Genomic DNA, 16,590 nt, shown 5'->3' with positions numbered 1-16,590 from the left:
GTATTCAACCTAAGTGTTACTGAGATCACGTTACTTGCAGGAGGAGTGTTACCGACAGGAACATGGGGTAACAACTGAGTCCGGGTTCACATTATGACGGACTCAGTTGCCCGAGGATTTTTTCCGGGGAATGCCAAGACGCTGGCGACGCTCCCAAAGGGATTTTCTGCTGATGCCCAATTTCTGGGCCAGCTCTGTTTCGCTCATGCGATCCTGGTTTTCCAGAACGAAGTGCTGGAAGTAGTCTTCCAGGGAGAGGTCGTTGGAGGAGTCCACCTCACGGGTGCGAGTCTGTTCGTTGTTGCCGTCCACCAGGGTTTCAGGAATGTGTTCGTCGCCAGCTTCGCTGTCCAGGTCCAGCAGGGCGGGCGTAATCACGTCGCCATCGCACAGGATAGTAGCGCGCTCGATGGCATTCTCCAGTTCCCTTACGTTGCCCGGCCAGCGGTGGCGTTCGAGGACGCGCATGGCCTCGGGGCTGAGATTGAGGTCGGGTTTGCCCATTCTCTCGCCCTGGCGTTTCAGGAACCGGCGGGCGAGCCCGAGAATGTCGCTTTGGCGCTCACGTAAAGGCGGAATCCGGATCTGCATAACGTTCAACCGGTAATACAGGTCTTCCCGGAATTCCCCGGTTCGTGTCATGGCTTTGAGGTTACGGTGAGTGGCCGCAATCATCCGCACATTTACTGTGCGGCTCTGGGTCGAGCCAACTTTCCGGATTTCGCTCTCCTGCAGCACCCGTAGCAGCCGGGCCTGGGCTTCAGCAGGCAGTTCGCCGATTTCGTCGAGGAACAGGCTACCGCCATCGGCGGCCTCTATCAGACCGGTTCTTGCCGAGACCGCGCCGGTGAAGGCGCCCTTTTCATGGCCAAACAGTTCCGACTCAATCAGGCTTTCCGGGATGGCTGCGCAGTTTACCGAGATCAGCGGTTTGGCGGCGCGGGGGCTTAGCAGGTGAAGGGCCCGGGCGGCCAGCTCCTTACCGGTACCGGATTCGCCCTGAATCAGCACGGTGGTTTCTGTCGGAGCTACCTTCCGGATCAGGGTAAATACGCGCTGCATTGGCTCGCACTGGCCAAACATGATGTTGGCTGGATCACTGCTTTCGGGCGTTTCTGCGGCTGGTGCCGAGTCATCACCCGCGTTGCGCGCAGAGGGCTGCCGGGAAAGAATGTTCTCCACAGCGGCCAGCATTTCATCATGGTCAAACGGCTTGGCGATGTACTCAACGGCGCCCATTTTCATGGAATCCACGGCAGATCGCAGGCTGGCGTAGCTGGTCATGATCAGCACCGGTGTATTGGGTGCACGGTTGATCAATTCGGTGCCTGCCGCTCCCGGCAGGCGAAGATCGGAAATGATCAGGTCAAACTGATCCGGTTCGTGGTGCTGTTCGGCTTCCTCAACGGAGGAGGCATCGGCGACTTCATAACCGGCGTGCAGCAACAGTTTGCGCACTGCCGAGCGAATAATGTCTTCGTCTTCCACGATCAGAATGCGAGGCATAGGAGTCTCAAGACCTTTGGTTCTGGCTGATGGCAATGTTGCCGGTTTCCGGTTCGTAGGCTGGCAATCTCAGCCTCACGCAGGTTCCACGGCCGGTGTCGGTGTTCGCCGGGCTGTCCACCTGAATGTTGCCATAGTGCTCTTCAATAATGCTGTACACCAGCGACAGGCCAAGACCGGTTCCCTTGTTGGGGGCCTTGGTGGTGTAAAACGGCTCGAAGATATGATCGAGCTGATCCCCGGGGATGCCGGAGCCTTCATCAACCACTTCGATAATAGCGGAGTAGCCATCGCCCTTTCCACTGACCCGGATAGTGCCGCCTTCCGGTGACGCATCCCGGGCGTTTGCCAGCAGGTTGACGAAGACCTGGACCAGACGCTGCTCATCGCCCAGTACCTGTAAGGAGGGTGGGCAGTCATTAACGTAGTGAATACCCAGCCCCTTGTCACTCAGGGAAAGCAGGTTGATCGATTCGTCGACGCAGCGGTGTATCGTCACCGGCTCGTACCGGTTGGCCTGGGCATGATTGCCGGTGCGGGCAAAGTTCATCAGCGACTGCAGGATGGTGGAGATTCGCCGGGTCTGCTGCTGGATCTGGTCTGCCGTGTCGAGAATATCCGGGTTATCGGTTTCCAGTTTCAGGTTCTGGGCCAGCGATGAGATGCCGGTCACGGGGTTGCCGATTTCATGGGCGACACCAGCCGCCAGCCTGCCCACCGATGCCAGCCGTTCGCTGTGCATCAATTCATCTTCCAGCAGCCGCGTTTCGGTCTGGTCTTCCACCAGGATGATGCTTCCGCCTTCGGTGTGGTCTGGCCCGCTCAGGGCGGCCTTGTGGAGGTTCAGCCAGTGGGGCTTGCCGCGCAGGTCCAGGCGATGTTTGTAGCGATGCAGGTCCGGCCCCCGGTTGAAATCCTCGAGCAGCAGGTGCCAGTGCTCGGGCAGGGCCATCAGCCTGGCGCCGACCACATCATCGGCGGTAATGCCGGTGAGTTCCTCCATGGTGTGGTTCCACATCAGGATTTCACCGTCTTCGCCCACAGAGCATGCGGGAATGGGCAGGTTCTGCAGGGTCTGACGGTAATGCCGGCGAAGGTTGTCCAGCTCACCGGCCAGTCCGGTCAGTCGGTTCTGGTAGTCGCCGAGGGCACGTTCAACATAGCGAATATCCTGAGCGGTGCCGCCCTGGGCCATGGGTTTGAAGCCGAGGTGGCGTTTGACCATATCCCGGGCGACAGAAGGGCCGAGCAGGCCGGACAGATTTATTTCTACCTGGTCCCTCAGGCGCCTGAGCTGGTAAGGCCGGTACTCCACATTGGGCAGTTTCAGCTGACCCAGTGCCCGCTCCACTTCTCGCCGGGCAACGCCATAGCCCAGAGGCTCCGCCAGTTGCCGGACAAAGTCACTGGAAGATGTGGCCAGCAGTTCACGGCGTTGCGGGCGTGACAGGGCTCCCAGTGAGCAGGCCTGGGCTGCGCTGTTCTCTTCACTGGTACTGGTGCTGAGGATGGAAATCAGGGCGAACACGGTAATGTTGGCGGTCAGGCTGACGAAGGTGAAGATATGCCAGTTGCTGTAATCCGGTATCAGTGGCGCATCGAGCCAGGCCAGCAGGTTGGCCGTATGTGAGAACGGCAGTACCAGGGTAACCACCCAGATGGTCAGCCCGACAATCAGGCCGGCAATCAGGCCGCGGCGGTTGCCCTCCGGCCAGTAAATCACTCCCAGGGCACCCGGCAGCAGCTGCAATGTGCCGGAGAGGGAAATGGCGCCGAGAATGGACAGATCCAGGTTTTTGCCAACGGCCTCGTGGAACAGCAACGCCAGGAAAATGATCACCGCAATGAGCAGGCGTTTGATCCACTGCAGCCAGCGATAGATATCGCCCTGGTCTTTCGGGGTTTTCAGTGGCAACACCACGTGGTTCAGGGCCATGCCCGCCAATGCCAGGGTGCTGACAATCATCAGGCCGCTGGCTGCGGACAGGCCGGCGATGTACATGAGCAGCGTCAGTGCCGGGCTTTCCAGTGCCTGGGCGGCTCCGATGGCGAAGAAGCCGGGCCCTGTAGTGACTTCCAATGCCTGGCCGCCCCAGAGGATCAGGGGCACCGGCAGGCCTAGCAGTAACAGGTACAGTGGCAGGCCCCAGCTGGCTTTCGCCAGCGCCTTGGGTGAAGGGTTTTCGCTGAAGGTCATGTGATACATGTGCGGCAGCACCAGGGCTCCGGCAAAGGACATCAGCATCAGTGCCCGCCAACTGCCGTCGTCAATGCTCAGGGTCATGGTGGTGGCTGGCGAGGTGCGGTTGTCCAGCCAGCGCTCCAGGCCGTTCATGCCGTCAAAGACTCCGAACAGGATCACGCCCCCGAGTACCAGCAGGGCTGTCAGCTTGACCAGAGAGTCAAAGGCAATGGCCAGTACCAGGCCCTGATGGTTTTCGGAATTCTGGTCACGGCGTGCCCCGAACAGCATGGCAAACAACACCACGATCATGCTGAACATCACACTGATCAGCTTGGGAGAGGTGTCCGGCGCCAGGATGCTGGCAGAGGTGGCGACTGCCTGGATCTGCATGCTCAGCAGCGCCAGAATGGCGCCGCCGGAGCACAGGGTGACCAGGGTTCCCGCCCACTGGCTGCGGTAGCGGTAGGCAAACAGGTCGGCCAGGGAAGTTAACTGGTAGGCTCGACCGATCCTCATGACCGGGTTCAGAAGTACCGGTGCCAGAAGAAAGGCGCCGCTGATACCCAGGTAGTAGGCGAGGAAGCCGTAGCCGGATTCGGCCGCCATGCCCACGGCACCATAGACTGCCCATATGCCGGCGTAGACGCCCAGGCTGAGTACGTAAACCAGAGGGTGGCGAACCCAGCGTCTGGGCACCATGCCGCGCTCGGTAAACCAGGCAATGCCGAACAGCAGAATCAGATACAGCAGGCTGGCGAGCAGCAGGCCGGAGGCACTAAAACTCATTGGGGTCCCGCCGCCATTCCAGCCAGAAACCGATGGCAATCAGCACGGCCCAGATAATGTAGGGGCTGTACCAGACGTTACCCGGCGAAGTCCACCAGTCAAGGATGTTGGGTGAAAAAATATAGATGGCCAGTACCAACAGGAAGACCAGACGGTAGATATACATCAGGCATGCTATCCGCGCTGAGGTGTGAGAAGGGCTTTATACCATGTCCCTCATCGGGATGTCAGGTGGATGGCGCCCCGTTGCCAGTTCTTCCAGCCCCATTCCAGCAGGGATTCCAGCGAGCCGGTTGCCAGATCAGCAGGCGGATTCTGGCCAAGGGCAACAAGCGCCCGGAACAGGTTGTCGACAGGCGTTTCGTCGTTCAGCGCCGGGGCATGGGTCTGCTTGCTGAGTTTCTGGCCCTGCTCATTGAGTATGACCGGAATGTGCAGCCAACGCGGGGGATGGGCGCCCAGGGCCCGGTAAATTTGCTGCTGTTGCGCCGTCATGTCCAGCAGGTCGGAGCCACGCACCACGTCCGTGATGCCCTGATCAATGTCGTCCACTACCACGGCGAGCTGATAGGCGTAGAACCCCTCCTTACGGAGGAGCACCGGATCATCAAGCTCTGCCTTGACGACCTGACGTTGTGGCCCGAGCAACAGGTCCTGCCAGTGGCAATTCTCGTCTTCGAGGGCAAAACGGATGGCGTAAGGACTGTCACCGTCCAATGCTGTGCGGCTGCGACACTGATTGGGGTGGCGGCCCTCGTTGGCTTGCAGCTCCTTGCGTGAGCATTGGCAACGATAGGCGTGGCCGCTTTCGAGCAATCGGTCGATGGCGTCCTGATAGGCGTCGTGACGTCTGGACTGGAACCGCACAGGTTCGTCGGGAAACAGGCCGTGGGCGTCCAGACTGGCGAGAATTTGCCCGGTAGCTTCCGGCGGCTCCCTCAACGGATCCAGGTCTTCAATGCGGATAAACCATCGGCCGCCCTGACTACGGGCTTCCAGGAAGCTGGCAAGTGCAGTAACCAGTGAGCCGAAATGCAGCGGGCCGGTCGGAGAGGGCGCAAAACGGCCGCGATAAGAAGGGTTGTTCATGGTGGTCAGTCAGCCGGCGGGGCAGGAATACCCCGGCGGCAGCTGTTGATTGGTCGGCTCAGATGCCGGTCTGGCGTTCGCGAATCTCGGCCAGAGTCTTGCAGTCGATGCACAGGGTTGCAGTCGGGCGCGCTTCCAGACGGCGGATACCGATTTCCACACCGCACTGATCGCAGAAGCCGTAGTCGTCCTTGTCGATGCGGTCGATGGTCTGGTCAATTTTCTTGATCAGTTTCCGCTCCCGGTCCCGGGTACGCAGCTCCAGGCTGAATTCTTCTTCCTGGGTTGCGCGATCGCTGGGATCCGCGTAATTTGCGGCGTCTTCCTGCATGTGGTGCATGGTGCGGTCGACTTCTTCCATCAGCTCCTGCTTCCATTGCAGCAGCAGATCCTTGAAGTGCTGGAGCATTTCCGCACTCATGTACTCTTCACCCTTCTTCATTTCATAGGGGGTGAAGTTGGTAAAACGTTCGCGTGGTTGTTCTGCAGTGTTTGCCATTGAACCCGGCCTCTTGTTTGTACTTCACAAGAACGCTTTGCTTCCCTCCGCGTGAGCCCCCGTGGCTGCGCGGTTATACCCTGGATGAAGCATTCGTCCTGAAACGGGAATTTGCGGAAAATAGCAGATTAGTCACGGGGGTGCCAGCCTTGTGACATCGACTTTTGTACGGAGATCACATGAAGTTTCCAGAACCCCTCGTTGAAGGCCGGCTTATTCGCCGCTACAAACGCTTCTTGGCAGACGTGCGGCTGCCGGATGGCTCGGAGGTAACCGCTCACTGCCCGAACACCGGCTCCATGCTGGGCTGTCAGCCAGAGGATGCCCGGGTCTGGCTCAGCCGAAGTGACAACCCCAAGCGTAAACTCCAGTACACCTGGGAGCTGGTAGAAACCTCGCCGGGGCAGTTGGCGTGTGTCAACACCGCCCGGCCTAACAGCCAGGCCAGGGAAGCGGTGCTGGCCGGTACCATAGTGGAATTGGCCGGTTACCCGGAGTGCCGCGCCGAGGTGAAATATGGCGCCGAGAAAAGTCGGATTGACCTGCTGCTTTCCGGCCATGACACGGCGGCCGATGCCTGGGTGGAGGTCAAGAATGTCACGCTGGCGGAGGATGGTCAGGGCTTCTTCCCGGATGCGGTTACCGAGCGCGGTCAGAAACACCTTCGTGAGCTGATGGCCCAGGTCCAGCAGGGTGATCGCGCGGTGCTGTTATTCGTGGTCAATCACACCGGCATTCAGACCGTCCGCCCGGCCGACCACATCGATCGCAAATACGGTGAGCTGCTGCGGGAGGCCTGCGATGCAGGTGTGGAAGTGATCGCCTATCGCGCCGACTTGAGTGAGAGCGATGGCACGCCAACGGGCGTGTTGACGCTGACCGAATCGGTGCCGGTTATTCTGGAAGTCTGATCTCGATCTGGCCGTCCCGCTCCCGCAGGTCCAGCTGGGTGAGTGCATCGCCCTGGCAGGGGCCGGCAATGCATTCGCCGTCGGCCGGCTTGAACAGGGCACCGTGGGTCGAGCACTGGATGAACAGGTTGTCGGAATCCATGAACCGGCCCGGCATCCAGTTCAGCTCAACACCCAGATGCGGGCAGATATTCAGATAGGCCCGGGGTGTGCTGCCATCCAGGAACAGGAACCCGGTTAGCGGCATGCCTTCCGGCTCCCGGGCCTTCTCCCGGAGCCGGAACTCGACAAACTGGCCCGGTGCCAGCTCGGATGCGGGACAGACGGGCTGCCATGCGTTCGGGTTACTGCTCATTTCGGCAATATGGCGTAGCGCATTCGGGTCCCGTGGTTCAGGGACATGACGATCTCATCAGCTTCCAGACGGTGCGGGAAATAGCAGCCGGAAATCTTGGCGCTGGCGATGCTCGAGCCTTCCATTCTGGATTTCGAAAAGTCCACACCCCGAAGGTCGGCGCCCCGGAAGTAGGCATGACGGAAATCCAGCCCCTTGGCATCCATTCCTCTCAGATCCAGCCCCCGGAAATCGCCATGGGCGAAACTGGGCAACTCCGTGAGCTTTGCCTTTTCGGCATTGAATGCCTGAATGTCCTCGCTACGAAGAATATCGTAGAGCGGGTGGCTGATCTGATGTACTTCGTGTTCGCTTTTATCGTCCATACCGAACCTCGCGCTTGCCTGTAGGCGCCTGATGTTGTTCTTAACCGGCTTTGCCGCCGGGAATGCCCAGATGTTGACGGATACGGTCAGCCACCGCTTCCGCGACATGTTCCTGATCGGTGTGCAGATGGATGGTGTGGCTCTTCTCTTCCGCGGTCAACGGCTCAAACCAGGTTTGCTGGGCGTCCAGCAGTTCCTCGGTGGCCTCGGAGGCATCGCCCTTGCGATTGCGGATCCATTCCCGGCGTAGATCTTCCGGCGCCTCGCAATGAATAAGGGCAAAGGGCACACCCTGGGCTTCGGCTACGGATGCCAGCGAAGACCGTTCCTTCTGTTTCAGGCTGGCGGCGTCCACAATCACCGGGAACCCGGCTGCCAGAATGTGGCCGGCGAGCTCTGCCAATCGCTGATAGGTTTTCTCTGTTGCTTCCTCGGTGTACAGGTTGCCACCGGTCGGTGAGCGGGAGCTCTCCAGTGGATCCAGCCCGTGCAGCCGCTTGCGCTCGACATCGGAGCGCAGGCGTATCAGCCCCAGCTCGTTCGCCATGGCGGCGCTGACGCAGGTCTTGCCGCTGGCGGATAGCCCGGTGGTTGCCAGCAGGTAGTGGTTGGGAATAGTGCCGTAATCCTCCGCCAACTGGGCGTAGTCGCGATAGCGCTGCATCAGGTCAGTTTTTTCGGAATCGCTAAGCCCCGGGTTACCCATGGTAAACAGGGCGATCTTGGCGCGCACCATGGCGCGGTAGGCCTTGTAGAGGGGCAGCAACGGCAGCGCCTCGAAGTCGTCCCGATATTCCAGGTACGTATTGAGCACCTGATTGGCCAGGGCACTTTCCCCGCGGGACTCCAGATCCATCAGCAGGAAGGCGAGGTCATTGATGACATCGATCCAGCGGAACGGCTCGTTGAATTCGATGCAGTCGAAAACGGTCACCTCGCCCTCGAATCGGGTAATATTCGCCAGATGCAGATCGCCGTGGCATTCCCGGACCATATTGTTGGCTCGGCGGTGGGCAATGAGCTCCCGGTGCCGCTCAAAGGTGGATTCGGTCCAGGCCTGGAGGTTGTCCAGCTGCATGAGTAGACCCGAATCGTCAATCAACGGACGGATCTGGTCGAAGTTTTCCTGCATGGCGGCAAACACCGCCTCTGGCGTTCCAAGCGGCTTGTCATCAGGCACGGGTGGCAAATGGTCGTGGAAGGCGGCGACCTGACGGGCAAGATCGGTCAACAGTTCGGGTGCCAGTTCGCCCTGTTCCTGCAGGCGATCAAAAAGCTGGTCCTGGCTGAATTGCCGCATCTTGATGGCGTATTCGAAAGCCTCGCCCTCGCCGCCAAGGGTGGGAGCTTCCGGCGTTCCGGTGATGGGCACCACCTCCAGATACAGCTTTTCCGCCAGCCGTCGATTGAGTCGCAGCTCCTCCTCGCAGAAATGCTTTCGGCGATCGAGAGTAGAGAAGTTCAGGAAGCCGAAATCCATGGGCTTCTTGATCTTGTAGGCGTAATCGCCGGTCAGGATTACCTGTGAGATGTGAGTTTCGATAATCTGAAAGCCATCGACAGGATGGTCGTACAGGTCTGGATTCTGCATCGACAGAATCAGATTGCCTGGGGATGTCTCACTCACCGTGTTCTCCTCGCGTTCCCTGAACCCATTGATTTTTCTTGCCCTATCATAACGGGCAGATTACAGAAATAACACACGGATGGCCTGCCTTCCTTACCGCTCCCTTCGTTATAATCGCGCCATGAAAAAATCCAAAGCATCTTCCAGCCCCAGGCGAAAGCCCTCCCGACGTTCCCCGAACAACGGTCGCCGGCCGTGGTTCTGGCGTTTCATGTTCCGGTTATGTGCCATCGGTCTCGTTTTGCTGGCAGGCTGGATGGTTTACCTAGATGCCGTGGTGACGTCCCGTTTCGAGGGCCGGCGTTTTGAAGTGCCGTCCCGGGTCTATGCCCGTCCGCTTGAGCTTTTCGATGGTGCCGGCGTCAGTGCCAGTGCGCTCGAACGAGAGCTTGGCCTCTCCGGTTTCCGCAAAGGGGATGGCAAGAAAGCGGGGAGTTACCAGCGCAGCGGCAACCGTTTCGTGATCAGCACCCGCGGTTTTTCCTTCCCGGACGGAGATGAGCCCCGGCGCCGGATCTCTTTGTCGATCTCGGGCGATCGGGTTCAGGGCTTTTCGGTGATTGAAGGCAACAATGCCCCGATTGTCCGGCTTGAGCCCGCCCAGATTGGCGGCATTTACCCTGCGCACAAAGAGGATCGGGTACTGGTTCAACTGGATGAAGTGCCCGCTTTGTTACCAACCACTCTCATGGCGGTCGAGGATCGCAACTTTTACGATCATTTCGGCATCGCCCCCCTGTCTATCGGCCGGGCCATGCTGGCCAACATCCAGGCCGGGCGAATCGTTCAGGGTGGCAGCACGCTGACCCAGCAGTTGGTGAAGAACTTCTTTCTGACTCGTGAGCAGACGCTGGTGAGAAAGGCCAATGAAGCCCTGATGTCAGTGCTGCTGGAGTTGCACTACGAGAAAGACGACATCCTGGAAACCTACCTTAACGAGGTCTATCTCGGGCAGGCCGGCACCCGCAGCATTCATGGTTTCGGCCTGGCCAGCCAGTTCTACTTTGGCGAATCCCTCAAGGACCTGGATGTGCACCAGATCGCGTTGCTGGTGGCCATGGTAAAGGGGCCCAGCTACTACAATCCGCGCCGTCATCCGGAGCGTGCTACAGAGCGGCGGAATCTGGTAATTTCTGAAATGGAACAGGCAGGCCTGATTGAGCCGGGCCGCGCGGCCAGGGCCAGTGGATTGTCGCTGGGCGTCAGTGAGCGCCCCTCGTATTCCGAGAATCGTTACCCCGCCTACATTGATCTGGTCAGAAGGCACTTGGCTCGTGATTACAAGGAGGAGGATCTGCGCAGTGAGGGTCTGCGAATCTTCACTACCTTGAACCCCGCAATCCAGTATGCGGCGGAGTATGCGGTAACCGATACCCTGCCCAGGCTGGGCGGCGGGCAGAATGCCGAAGCGCTGGAGGCCACTCTTGTGGTAACCGCGAAGGATTCCGGAGAGGTGCTGGCCCTGGTCGGTGGCCGGGATCCGCAATTCGCCGGTTTCAACCGGGCACTGGATGCCAATCGCCCAATCGGCTCGCTGATCAAGCCCTTCATCTACCTGTCGGCCCTCCAGGAGCCGGAAAGGTATACCCTGACCACGCCGGTGCTGGATAAGAGCTTCACCCTGGAATTCGACGATGGCAAACGCTGGCAGCCCAAGAATTACGATGGCGAGGAGCGCGGCGAGGTGCCCTTGCATCAGGCGCTGTCCCGTTCCTACAACTTGCCGGCCGTTCGCGTCGGGCTGGATATTGGTGTAGACGAAGTTCGGGAGACTCTGACGGCGTTCGGTGTGGACACGCCGATTTCCCGTTACCCGTCGATGCTTCTGGGGTCGGTTTCCATGAGCCCGGTGACGGTTGCGCAGATCTATCAGGGGCTGGCGACATCCGGCTTCAATACCCCGCTGCGAACCATCCGGGAAGTGACGGATGCTGGCGGTGAGGCCTTATCCCGTTACAGTCTTGAAGTTGAGCAGGTTGCCGATCCCGCCGCCGTGCACCTGGTGCAATACGTCATGCAGGAAACCATGCAGGAAGGGACGGGCCGTTCTGCCTACTACACAGTGCCTCAGGAACTCACCCTTGCGGGCAAGACCGGAACCACCGACGATGGCCGGGATTCCTGGTTTGCCGGGTTCAGTGGCGATTTGCTTGCGGTGGCCTGGGTCGGGCGCGATGATAACGGGCCCACATCGCTGACCGGGGCCAGCGGCGCACTGCCGGTGTGGTCGAGGTTCATGGCGCAGGTTCCGCAGCACGGCTTTTCACCGGTGGTGCCCGACGGGGTGAATTATCACTGGGTGAACTCACAGCGGCAGGCATTGACGGACGAATACTGCGACAATGCCCGATTGTTGCCGTACATTGCCGGCAGCGAACCCACGCAGACAATTTCGTGCTCCGGAAACCTGGAACGTCGTATTCGGGGCTGGTTTGAAGGACTGTTTCAATGATTGACCGTATTTCGTTCAGGGCCGCACTGATTACTTTGCTGCTGTCAGTGGCCGGCTGTGCTTCCGGGCCGGGAGGAGGAATCTACGTGCCGGCTGGTGGTGAGCCGGCCAAGGCGCCCGAGCCACCAAGAACCAGTACCGAGACCGAAGAAAGCGAAGCGCCGGTCTGGCGCAAGAGCGAACAGCCGGAAGCGACACAGGAAACCCGGGAACCTTCCCGCTCCAGTTCTCCGAGCTACCGTGAAACCGGGGATGGCCTTTCGCCGGCGGCACTCAGCCTGGTGCGCGAGGCCGACCAGCTGTTGGCACAAGGCAATGTATCCGGGGCAATCGCCCGTCTGGAGCGTGCACAGCGGATTGCTCCCCGTTCTGCCGAGGTGTATTTCAAACTGTCCGAAGCGTATGTGGCGGGCAATCAGCTGGGCTCTGCGGAGCAGTTCACGCTGAAAGGATTGTCGCTGGCCGGAAGTGATATTAGGCTGCAGAGAGCCGGCTGGCTGTTGCTGGCGGATATTCGCCGGGCACGCGGAAATGTGGCGGGTGCGGATCAGGCGGAGGCAAGAGCTGAGGCGCTATAAATAAGCTGTGCACAGAGGGGCTTGCGCCCCTCTTTTTTAGTCATTCCGGAGTTGAGGCTTCGAAATTAACTGTATTGGTCTCGCCGCTGACTACTTCAACCTGACTGTCGCCAGTGATGAAGGTGAGTTCATCATCGGAAGGTTCGCCCTCTGCCGTTTCGATCTGATCGTCGCCACAGGTATATGAGACAGTGTATTCACCTTCCGGTATAAATGCCGCAGTGTAAACATACTGGTCGTTCTTGTAGTTCACAGGTACGGCAACCAGCGGCTCCTGGTCGCTGCCGATATCATCAGGTGCGACATCGAAGCCCTCATGGATGTACACGCTGCCATTGAAAGTGTCGGTTGAGCCCGCGTTTTCTTCACTGCATTGACTGATGATAACTTCGCCAGCGACTGTGCCTGCAATGGTGCCTACTTCAGAGTTGTCGACCAGGCGAATCACCGGTTTGAGTCTGTAAACGTCAGGATTGTTCTGAGGATTCACGATAGATTTCCTGACGTCGAAGTCGATGGTCAGACTGATTTGGCCGCCGGCAGGCACAATGAATCCGCTAGTTTGGACTCCTCGCGCAGACGGAGTTGTCAGGTCGAATTGGCCACCGTTGATGACAATGTTGTTTCCATCACCGAGCTCCAAACGCATCCAGGAATAATCCCCTGCAGCTACCTCTTCGTCTGCCAGCAAAGACATCACTGTTCCACCAGTAAGCGCCAACAAGTTCACGGGCTCTGCCATGTCGAACTCGAATCGGCTCCGCTCGCCATTGGAGTGTTGCAGTACCAATGCCTCGACCTCTATGTTCACCTCTTGCGCGCTATCGACGGGTGCATCGGTTAACCCTACATTAACCGTGCCTGTCGAGCTGGTGCTACTGCCATCGCCACTACCTCCGCAGGCGGCAATGCCAGCAGCCAGAGCGGACACGGTGAAAAGACGAATCGAACGTTTCATATAAACCTCCAAGGTTTATTTGCTGGAATCATAGCGAAGCAACATCGCTATCTGACCCCTATACCACGCACGGGTAGAGGACAGAGTTCCGGGATTTTTGTTAACGTTCCCTAATGTCCCGGCAATCGTTGAATTTTCAGATCGGGAACTCGGCAAATGCATCGGCCCGGCCATTTGATATAGACTGCGCCGCTGGCATGAACCCACGCAGGTAAACAACGGCTTTGGCAATCTTTCCTTTCAAGCCCTCGAAGTCCCGGCGTTTTGACGCCCTGGTGCAGCCTCATCTGGACGCCATGCACCGGTTTGCTTACCGTTTGGCCGGTCAGCAGCAGGATGCCGAGGATCTGGTTCAGGATGTCGTGGTCAAGTTATTCCCAAGGCTTGATGAGCTGGAAAGCGTTGACCAGCTACGGCCCTGGTTAAATCGGGTGCTCTACCGGCAGTTTATCGACCAGGTTCGGCGCAAGAACCGTCAGAGTGACCGCCCGTTGACGGAGCTGGTCGGTGCGGAAAGCCAGGCTGACTGGCTGGACAGTCTTGAATCGGACAGCGTTGGCCCGGATCTGCAACTTGAGCAGTCTCGCCTGGGGCCGGTGTTGGATCGGGTGATGATGACCCTCACGCCCGATCAGCGAACCCTGTTGTTACTTCATGATGTGGACGGTTGGCGCCAGGAGGACATCGCGCAGGTGCTAGATATACCGCTGGGGACCGTAAAGTCGCGGCTGCACAGGTGTCGTGCGGCCCTGCGAAAGAAATTGCAGCGGGAGCTGGAACCAACCGAGCCGGCTGGACGTGTGGGGGAGTGAGGTGAAGACAATGTCCTGCAACGAAATCCGGGTGGATCTACCCGCCTACATCAATAATGAGCTTTCCGCCCGCGACCGTGAACGGGTGCAGCAGCATATTGCTGCCTGCCCGGCATGCAGTGAGAGGCTTGCCTCGGAGCGTGCTCTGAACCGGGCGTTGCAGGAGCAGTTCAGCGTCCCTGCGCCTTCTCCTGATTTCCACAACCGTGTTTTGTCGTCTGCCCGCAGCGCAGCCAATCCGAATTCTGGATGGAGTCACGGGGCGCTGGGTAGTGCCATTGCGGCGGCGTTGGCGCTGGGTATTGGCCTGGGTTTTCTGTTTCAGCCCGATAATGTGACTGACAACACCGTGCCTGATGTCGCGTCGTCGGAAAATGCCGCTGAAAACCCGGCATCCGGGATTGCCGAACCTGTTGAGAAAACCGTGCGCCTTGCCTTCCGTTCGGGTGAAGCCCTGGAAAACGTGACGCTTACCCTGGAGCTACCACCGAATGTGGAACTGGCCTCCTGGCCAGGGCATCGTGAGCTTAGCTGGAAGGTCAGCCTGAATGCCGGGGAGAACGTCCTGTCGCTGCCTCTGAAACTCCTCTTTCCCGGTGCCGGTGAGCTGGTGGCCCGACTGGACACCGGAGATCGCCAGAAAACCTTTCGTGCCCCGATTCCCGAATACTCACAACGCCCGGTCGAGGATCCCGAATCATGACAGGTGACAGGTTTGCATTGAGCGCTACGCTGGTCGGATTGCTGGTGGTCGGGTTTTGGGTCCCGGCGACAACACTGGCGAATGATGATCTGGATGTTACCATGCGCATGGTGACTGACGACGCAGAGCTCACCGATTCAGTCGTGCGGGAAATTGAGTTGCCCCGTGCTATTGAAAAACCCGACAATCCGGGTAAATCTGGCTCCCCGGGGCGGGATGCGGCGAGTGAAGCCCGAGAAAGGGGGCGCGAGTTTGGTGAATCTATGTCCGAAAAGGCCAGGCAATCCCGGGAACTGATCAAGGGTAAGCCTGAGTTGCCGGAGCGCCCGGAACGCCCTGAGCTGCCGGATGCACCTGGGCTGGATCGCTGAACCCGGAGATGTAACCGTTCCTGCCCCGCGAGGATTAGTCCGGAGAAACCTGTTTGCTGGTATTTTGGCGCGCCCTGTCCCTGATCTTTTTTTTAGTGCCCACAACGATTCTTCAGGCGGCGGAAACGGAAGCCGGCATGGAGGATTTTCGTGCCGGCGTTGAAGCCTTCGAAGCAGGAGACCTGAACGCTTCGAAACAGCGCTTCCAGAGCGCCGTTGATGCAGGCCTCTCATCCCCGTCTCTTTTCTACAACCTTGGCGTTGTCTGCTATCAGCTGGGCGATTATGTCGCCGCTGAATCGGCCTTCCGTGCCTTGCTGGACGACTCCGACGGCGCCCTGGCGCGTTATAACCTTGGTCTGGTCGCGCTTGCCCGGGACGAGCCTTTCGAAGCCCGACACTGGTTCGAACAGGCCTCGGCAGAGAGTGCTCCGGATAAAATCCGGGCGTTGGCCCGGGCCCAGCTGAATAAACTGGCCGGCGGAGTTCCGCCGTCGGCCAGCGAGCCCTCCATTCGCGGCTATCTGGGCATCTCCGGTGGTTATGATTCCAATATTGCCGGCTTGCCAGAGGACACCGCGTCCAGCGAGGGTGGCGGCTTTCTTGAAGCGCTGGCTGCGGGAACCTACGAACGACCCGTCGGCACCCGCTCCCGGGTTGCCCTCGACGCGGCCGCCTATTCCCGCGAACACCCATCTGATGACGAATACGACACTCAGGTGTTGCAGGGACGAATTGCCTGGTCTGAGACCCTGGCCGCAGGTGAGCGCGGGGCACTGGTGTCGTTGGCGAAATCCTGGTTCGACAGTCAATCCCTTGAGACCCGATACGGCATTGAGGGGTTTCATCGTTGGTGGAAGTGTTCGCTACCGTTGGCTCCGGACCAATGCGGAATATCCCTGGCGGCGGCTACCGTGAATGGTGGCTCTGGCTATGAAGCCTATGACGGTCAGTGGTATCGGGCACGCCTTCATGCGCTCAAGTACCTTGGATCCTGGCGCCTCGACGGCGAATACTCACTGGAAATCAATGACCGGCGGGATCTGCAAACAGCCGATCAGTTCATCAGTGTCTCACCCACCCACCACACCCTGGAGTTCGCCGTTCGCTATCGCTGGCATCCTGACCTGGCTCTCGGAGCAACTGGCTCGATTCGCCACAGCCGATACCAGGATGACCATCAGTTGGTGACCGCAACTGGTGAAAGCGGCCGTCGGGAGGATAACCGACTGGAGATCGGATTGCTGGCGGAGAGGTCCCTGGACAGTCGGTGGCTGGTCCGGGGGGAGTGGCTGGTTCGGGACAACAGAAGCAGTCTGTCACAGTATGATTATCGACGTCAGACTCTGATGTTGACCCTGGAAGGGGCCTTCTAGCTCTGCGATGCAAAGCC

16 protein-coding genes are annotated in these 16,590 nt (G+C 59.2%); 7 read left to right on the top strand and 9 right to left on the bottom strand.

From position 1 onward, the window contains the following. Positions 1-102 precede the first annotated feature (102 nt). The 5 genes from KEHDKFFH_RS18825 to dksA are packed head-to-tail and all read right to left on the bottom strand — an operon-like array spanning position 103 to position 6,065. On the bottom strand, positions 103-1,506 hold the full coding sequence (locus tag KEHDKFFH_RS18825; RefSeq protein WP_104323328.1) for a sigma-54-dependent transcriptional regulator: 1,404 nt from the start codon (positions 1,504-1,506) through the stop codon (positions 103-105). 7 nt (positions 1,507-1,513) lie between these two features. Next, positions 1,514-4,477, bottom strand: a complete 2,964-nt coding sequence (locus KEHDKFFH_RS18820) for a sensor histidine kinase (protein WP_104323327.1) — start codon at positions 4,475-4,477, stop codon at positions 1,514-1,516. After that, positions 4,467-4,643, bottom strand: coding sequence for a hypothetical protein (locus tag KEHDKFFH_RS20265; protein ID WP_192875813.1), 177 nt, complete (start codon positions 4,641-4,643; stop codon positions 4,467-4,469). Before KEHDKFFH_RS20265 ends, KEHDKFFH_RS18820 begins: the two co-directional genes overlap by 11 nt. 50 nt (positions 4,644-4,693) lie before the next feature. Then, positions 4,694-5,566, bottom strand: a complete 873-nt coding sequence (gene gluQRS / locus KEHDKFFH_RS18815; RefSeq protein ID WP_104323326.1) for a tRNA glutamyl-Q(34) synthetase GluQRS — start codon at positions 5,564-5,566, stop codon at positions 4,694-4,696. A 58-nt stretch (positions 5,567-5,624) separates the two neighbouring features. Beyond that, positions 5,625-6,065, bottom strand: a complete 441-nt coding sequence (gene dksA, locus KEHDKFFH_RS18810; RefSeq protein WP_008940629.1) for an RNA polymerase-binding protein DksA — start codon at positions 6,063-6,065, stop codon at positions 5,625-5,627. A 179-nt stretch (positions 6,066-6,244) separates the two neighbouring features. Here dksA and sfsA point away from each other — a divergent pair, with 179 nt between their 5' ends. After that, the gene (gene sfsA, locus KEHDKFFH_RS18805) at positions 6,245-6,976 is read left to right on the top strand and encodes a DNA/RNA nuclease SfsA (RefSeq protein ID WP_104323325.1); all 732 of its coding nucleotides are present in this window, start codon (positions 6,245-6,247) and stop codon (positions 6,974-6,976) included. Here the strand turns inward: sfsA and KEHDKFFH_RS18800 are convergent. From KEHDKFFH_RS18800 to KEHDKFFH_RS18790, 3 genes are read right to left on the bottom strand one after another with little or no spacing between them, the layout of a single operon-like run. Then, positions 6,960-7,331: a Rieske (2Fe-2S) protein gene (locus KEHDKFFH_RS18800; RefSeq protein WP_104323324.1), complete on the bottom strand. Its 372-nt coding sequence runs from the start codon at positions 7,329-7,331 to the stop codon at positions 6,960-6,962. The genes sfsA and KEHDKFFH_RS18800 overlap by 17 nt on opposite strands. Continuing rightward, entirely contained in the window at positions 7,328-7,696 is a 369-nt protein-coding gene (locus tag KEHDKFFH_RS18795) for a pentapeptide repeat-containing protein (protein WP_104323323.1), read from the bottom strand. The genes KEHDKFFH_RS18800 and KEHDKFFH_RS18795 overlap by 4 nt, the downstream gene beginning before the upstream one ends. Before the next feature lie 40 nt (positions 7,697-7,736). Continuing rightward, on the bottom strand, positions 7,737-9,287 hold the full coding sequence (locus KEHDKFFH_RS18790; RefSeq protein ID WP_422385706.1) for a bifunctional aminoglycoside phosphotransferase/ATP-binding protein: 1,551 nt from the start codon (positions 9,285-9,287) through the stop codon (positions 7,737-7,739). Positions 9,288-9,444: 157 nt separating this feature from the next. On the opposite strand from KEHDKFFH_RS18790, the gene mrcB reads away from it, so the two are divergent. Both mrcB and KEHDKFFH_RS18780 read left to right on the top strand, forming a co-directional pair. Next, positions 9,445-11,775: a penicillin-binding protein 1B gene (gene mrcB / locus KEHDKFFH_RS18785; RefSeq protein ID WP_104323377.1), complete on the top strand. Its 2,331-nt coding sequence runs from the start codon at positions 9,445-9,447 to the stop codon at positions 11,773-11,775. Further along, positions 11,772-12,353, top strand: coding sequence for a tetratricopeptide repeat protein (locus KEHDKFFH_RS18780; protein ID WP_104323321.1), 582 nt, complete (start codon positions 11,772-11,774; stop codon positions 12,351-12,353). The genes mrcB and KEHDKFFH_RS18780 overlap by 4 nt, the downstream gene beginning before the upstream one ends. A gap of 40 nt (positions 12,354-12,393) precedes the next feature. Here the strand turns inward: KEHDKFFH_RS18780 and KEHDKFFH_RS18775 are convergent, their stop codons facing one another. Continuing rightward, positions 12,394-13,311, bottom strand: coding sequence for a DUF4382 domain-containing protein (locus KEHDKFFH_RS18775; protein WP_104323320.1), 918 nt, complete (start codon positions 13,309-13,311; stop codon positions 12,394-12,396). A gap of 224 nt (positions 13,312-13,535) precedes the next feature. Between KEHDKFFH_RS18775 and KEHDKFFH_RS18770 the strand changes: the two genes are divergently transcribed. From KEHDKFFH_RS18770 to KEHDKFFH_RS18755, 4 genes are read left to right on the top strand one after another with little or no spacing between them, the layout of a single operon-like run. Then, entirely contained in the window at positions 13,536-14,123 is a 588-nt protein-coding gene (locus KEHDKFFH_RS18770; protein ID WP_192875812.1) for an RNA polymerase sigma factor, read from the top strand. A gap of 10 nt (positions 14,124-14,133) precedes the next feature. Continuing rightward, entirely contained in the window at positions 14,134-14,826 is a 693-nt protein-coding gene (locus KEHDKFFH_RS18765) for an anti-sigma factor family protein (protein ID WP_104323319.1), read from the top strand. Further along, positions 14,823-15,197: a hypothetical protein gene (locus KEHDKFFH_RS18760; protein WP_104323318.1), complete on the top strand. Its 375-nt coding sequence runs from the start codon at positions 14,823-14,825 to the stop codon at positions 15,195-15,197. The genes KEHDKFFH_RS18765 and KEHDKFFH_RS18760 overlap by 4 nt, the downstream gene beginning before the upstream one ends. A gap of 53 nt (positions 15,198-15,250) precedes the next feature. Further along, a complete protein-coding gene (locus KEHDKFFH_RS18755) occupies positions 15,251-16,573 on the top strand; it encodes a tetratricopeptide repeat protein (protein ID WP_104323317.1) in 1,323 nt (440 codons plus the stop codon). Positions 16,574-16,590: the final 17 nt, after the last annotated feature.

It is taken from the genome of Marinobacter maroccanus (genome assembly GCF_002933275.1).
Taxonomy (GTDB): Bacteria; Pseudomonadota; Gammaproteobacteria; order Pseudomonadales; family Oleiphilaceae; genus Marinobacter; species Marinobacter maroccanus.
The sequence above is the reverse complement of the archived record's forward strand: the minus strand, read 5'-3'. Positions and strand labels throughout refer to the sequence as shown.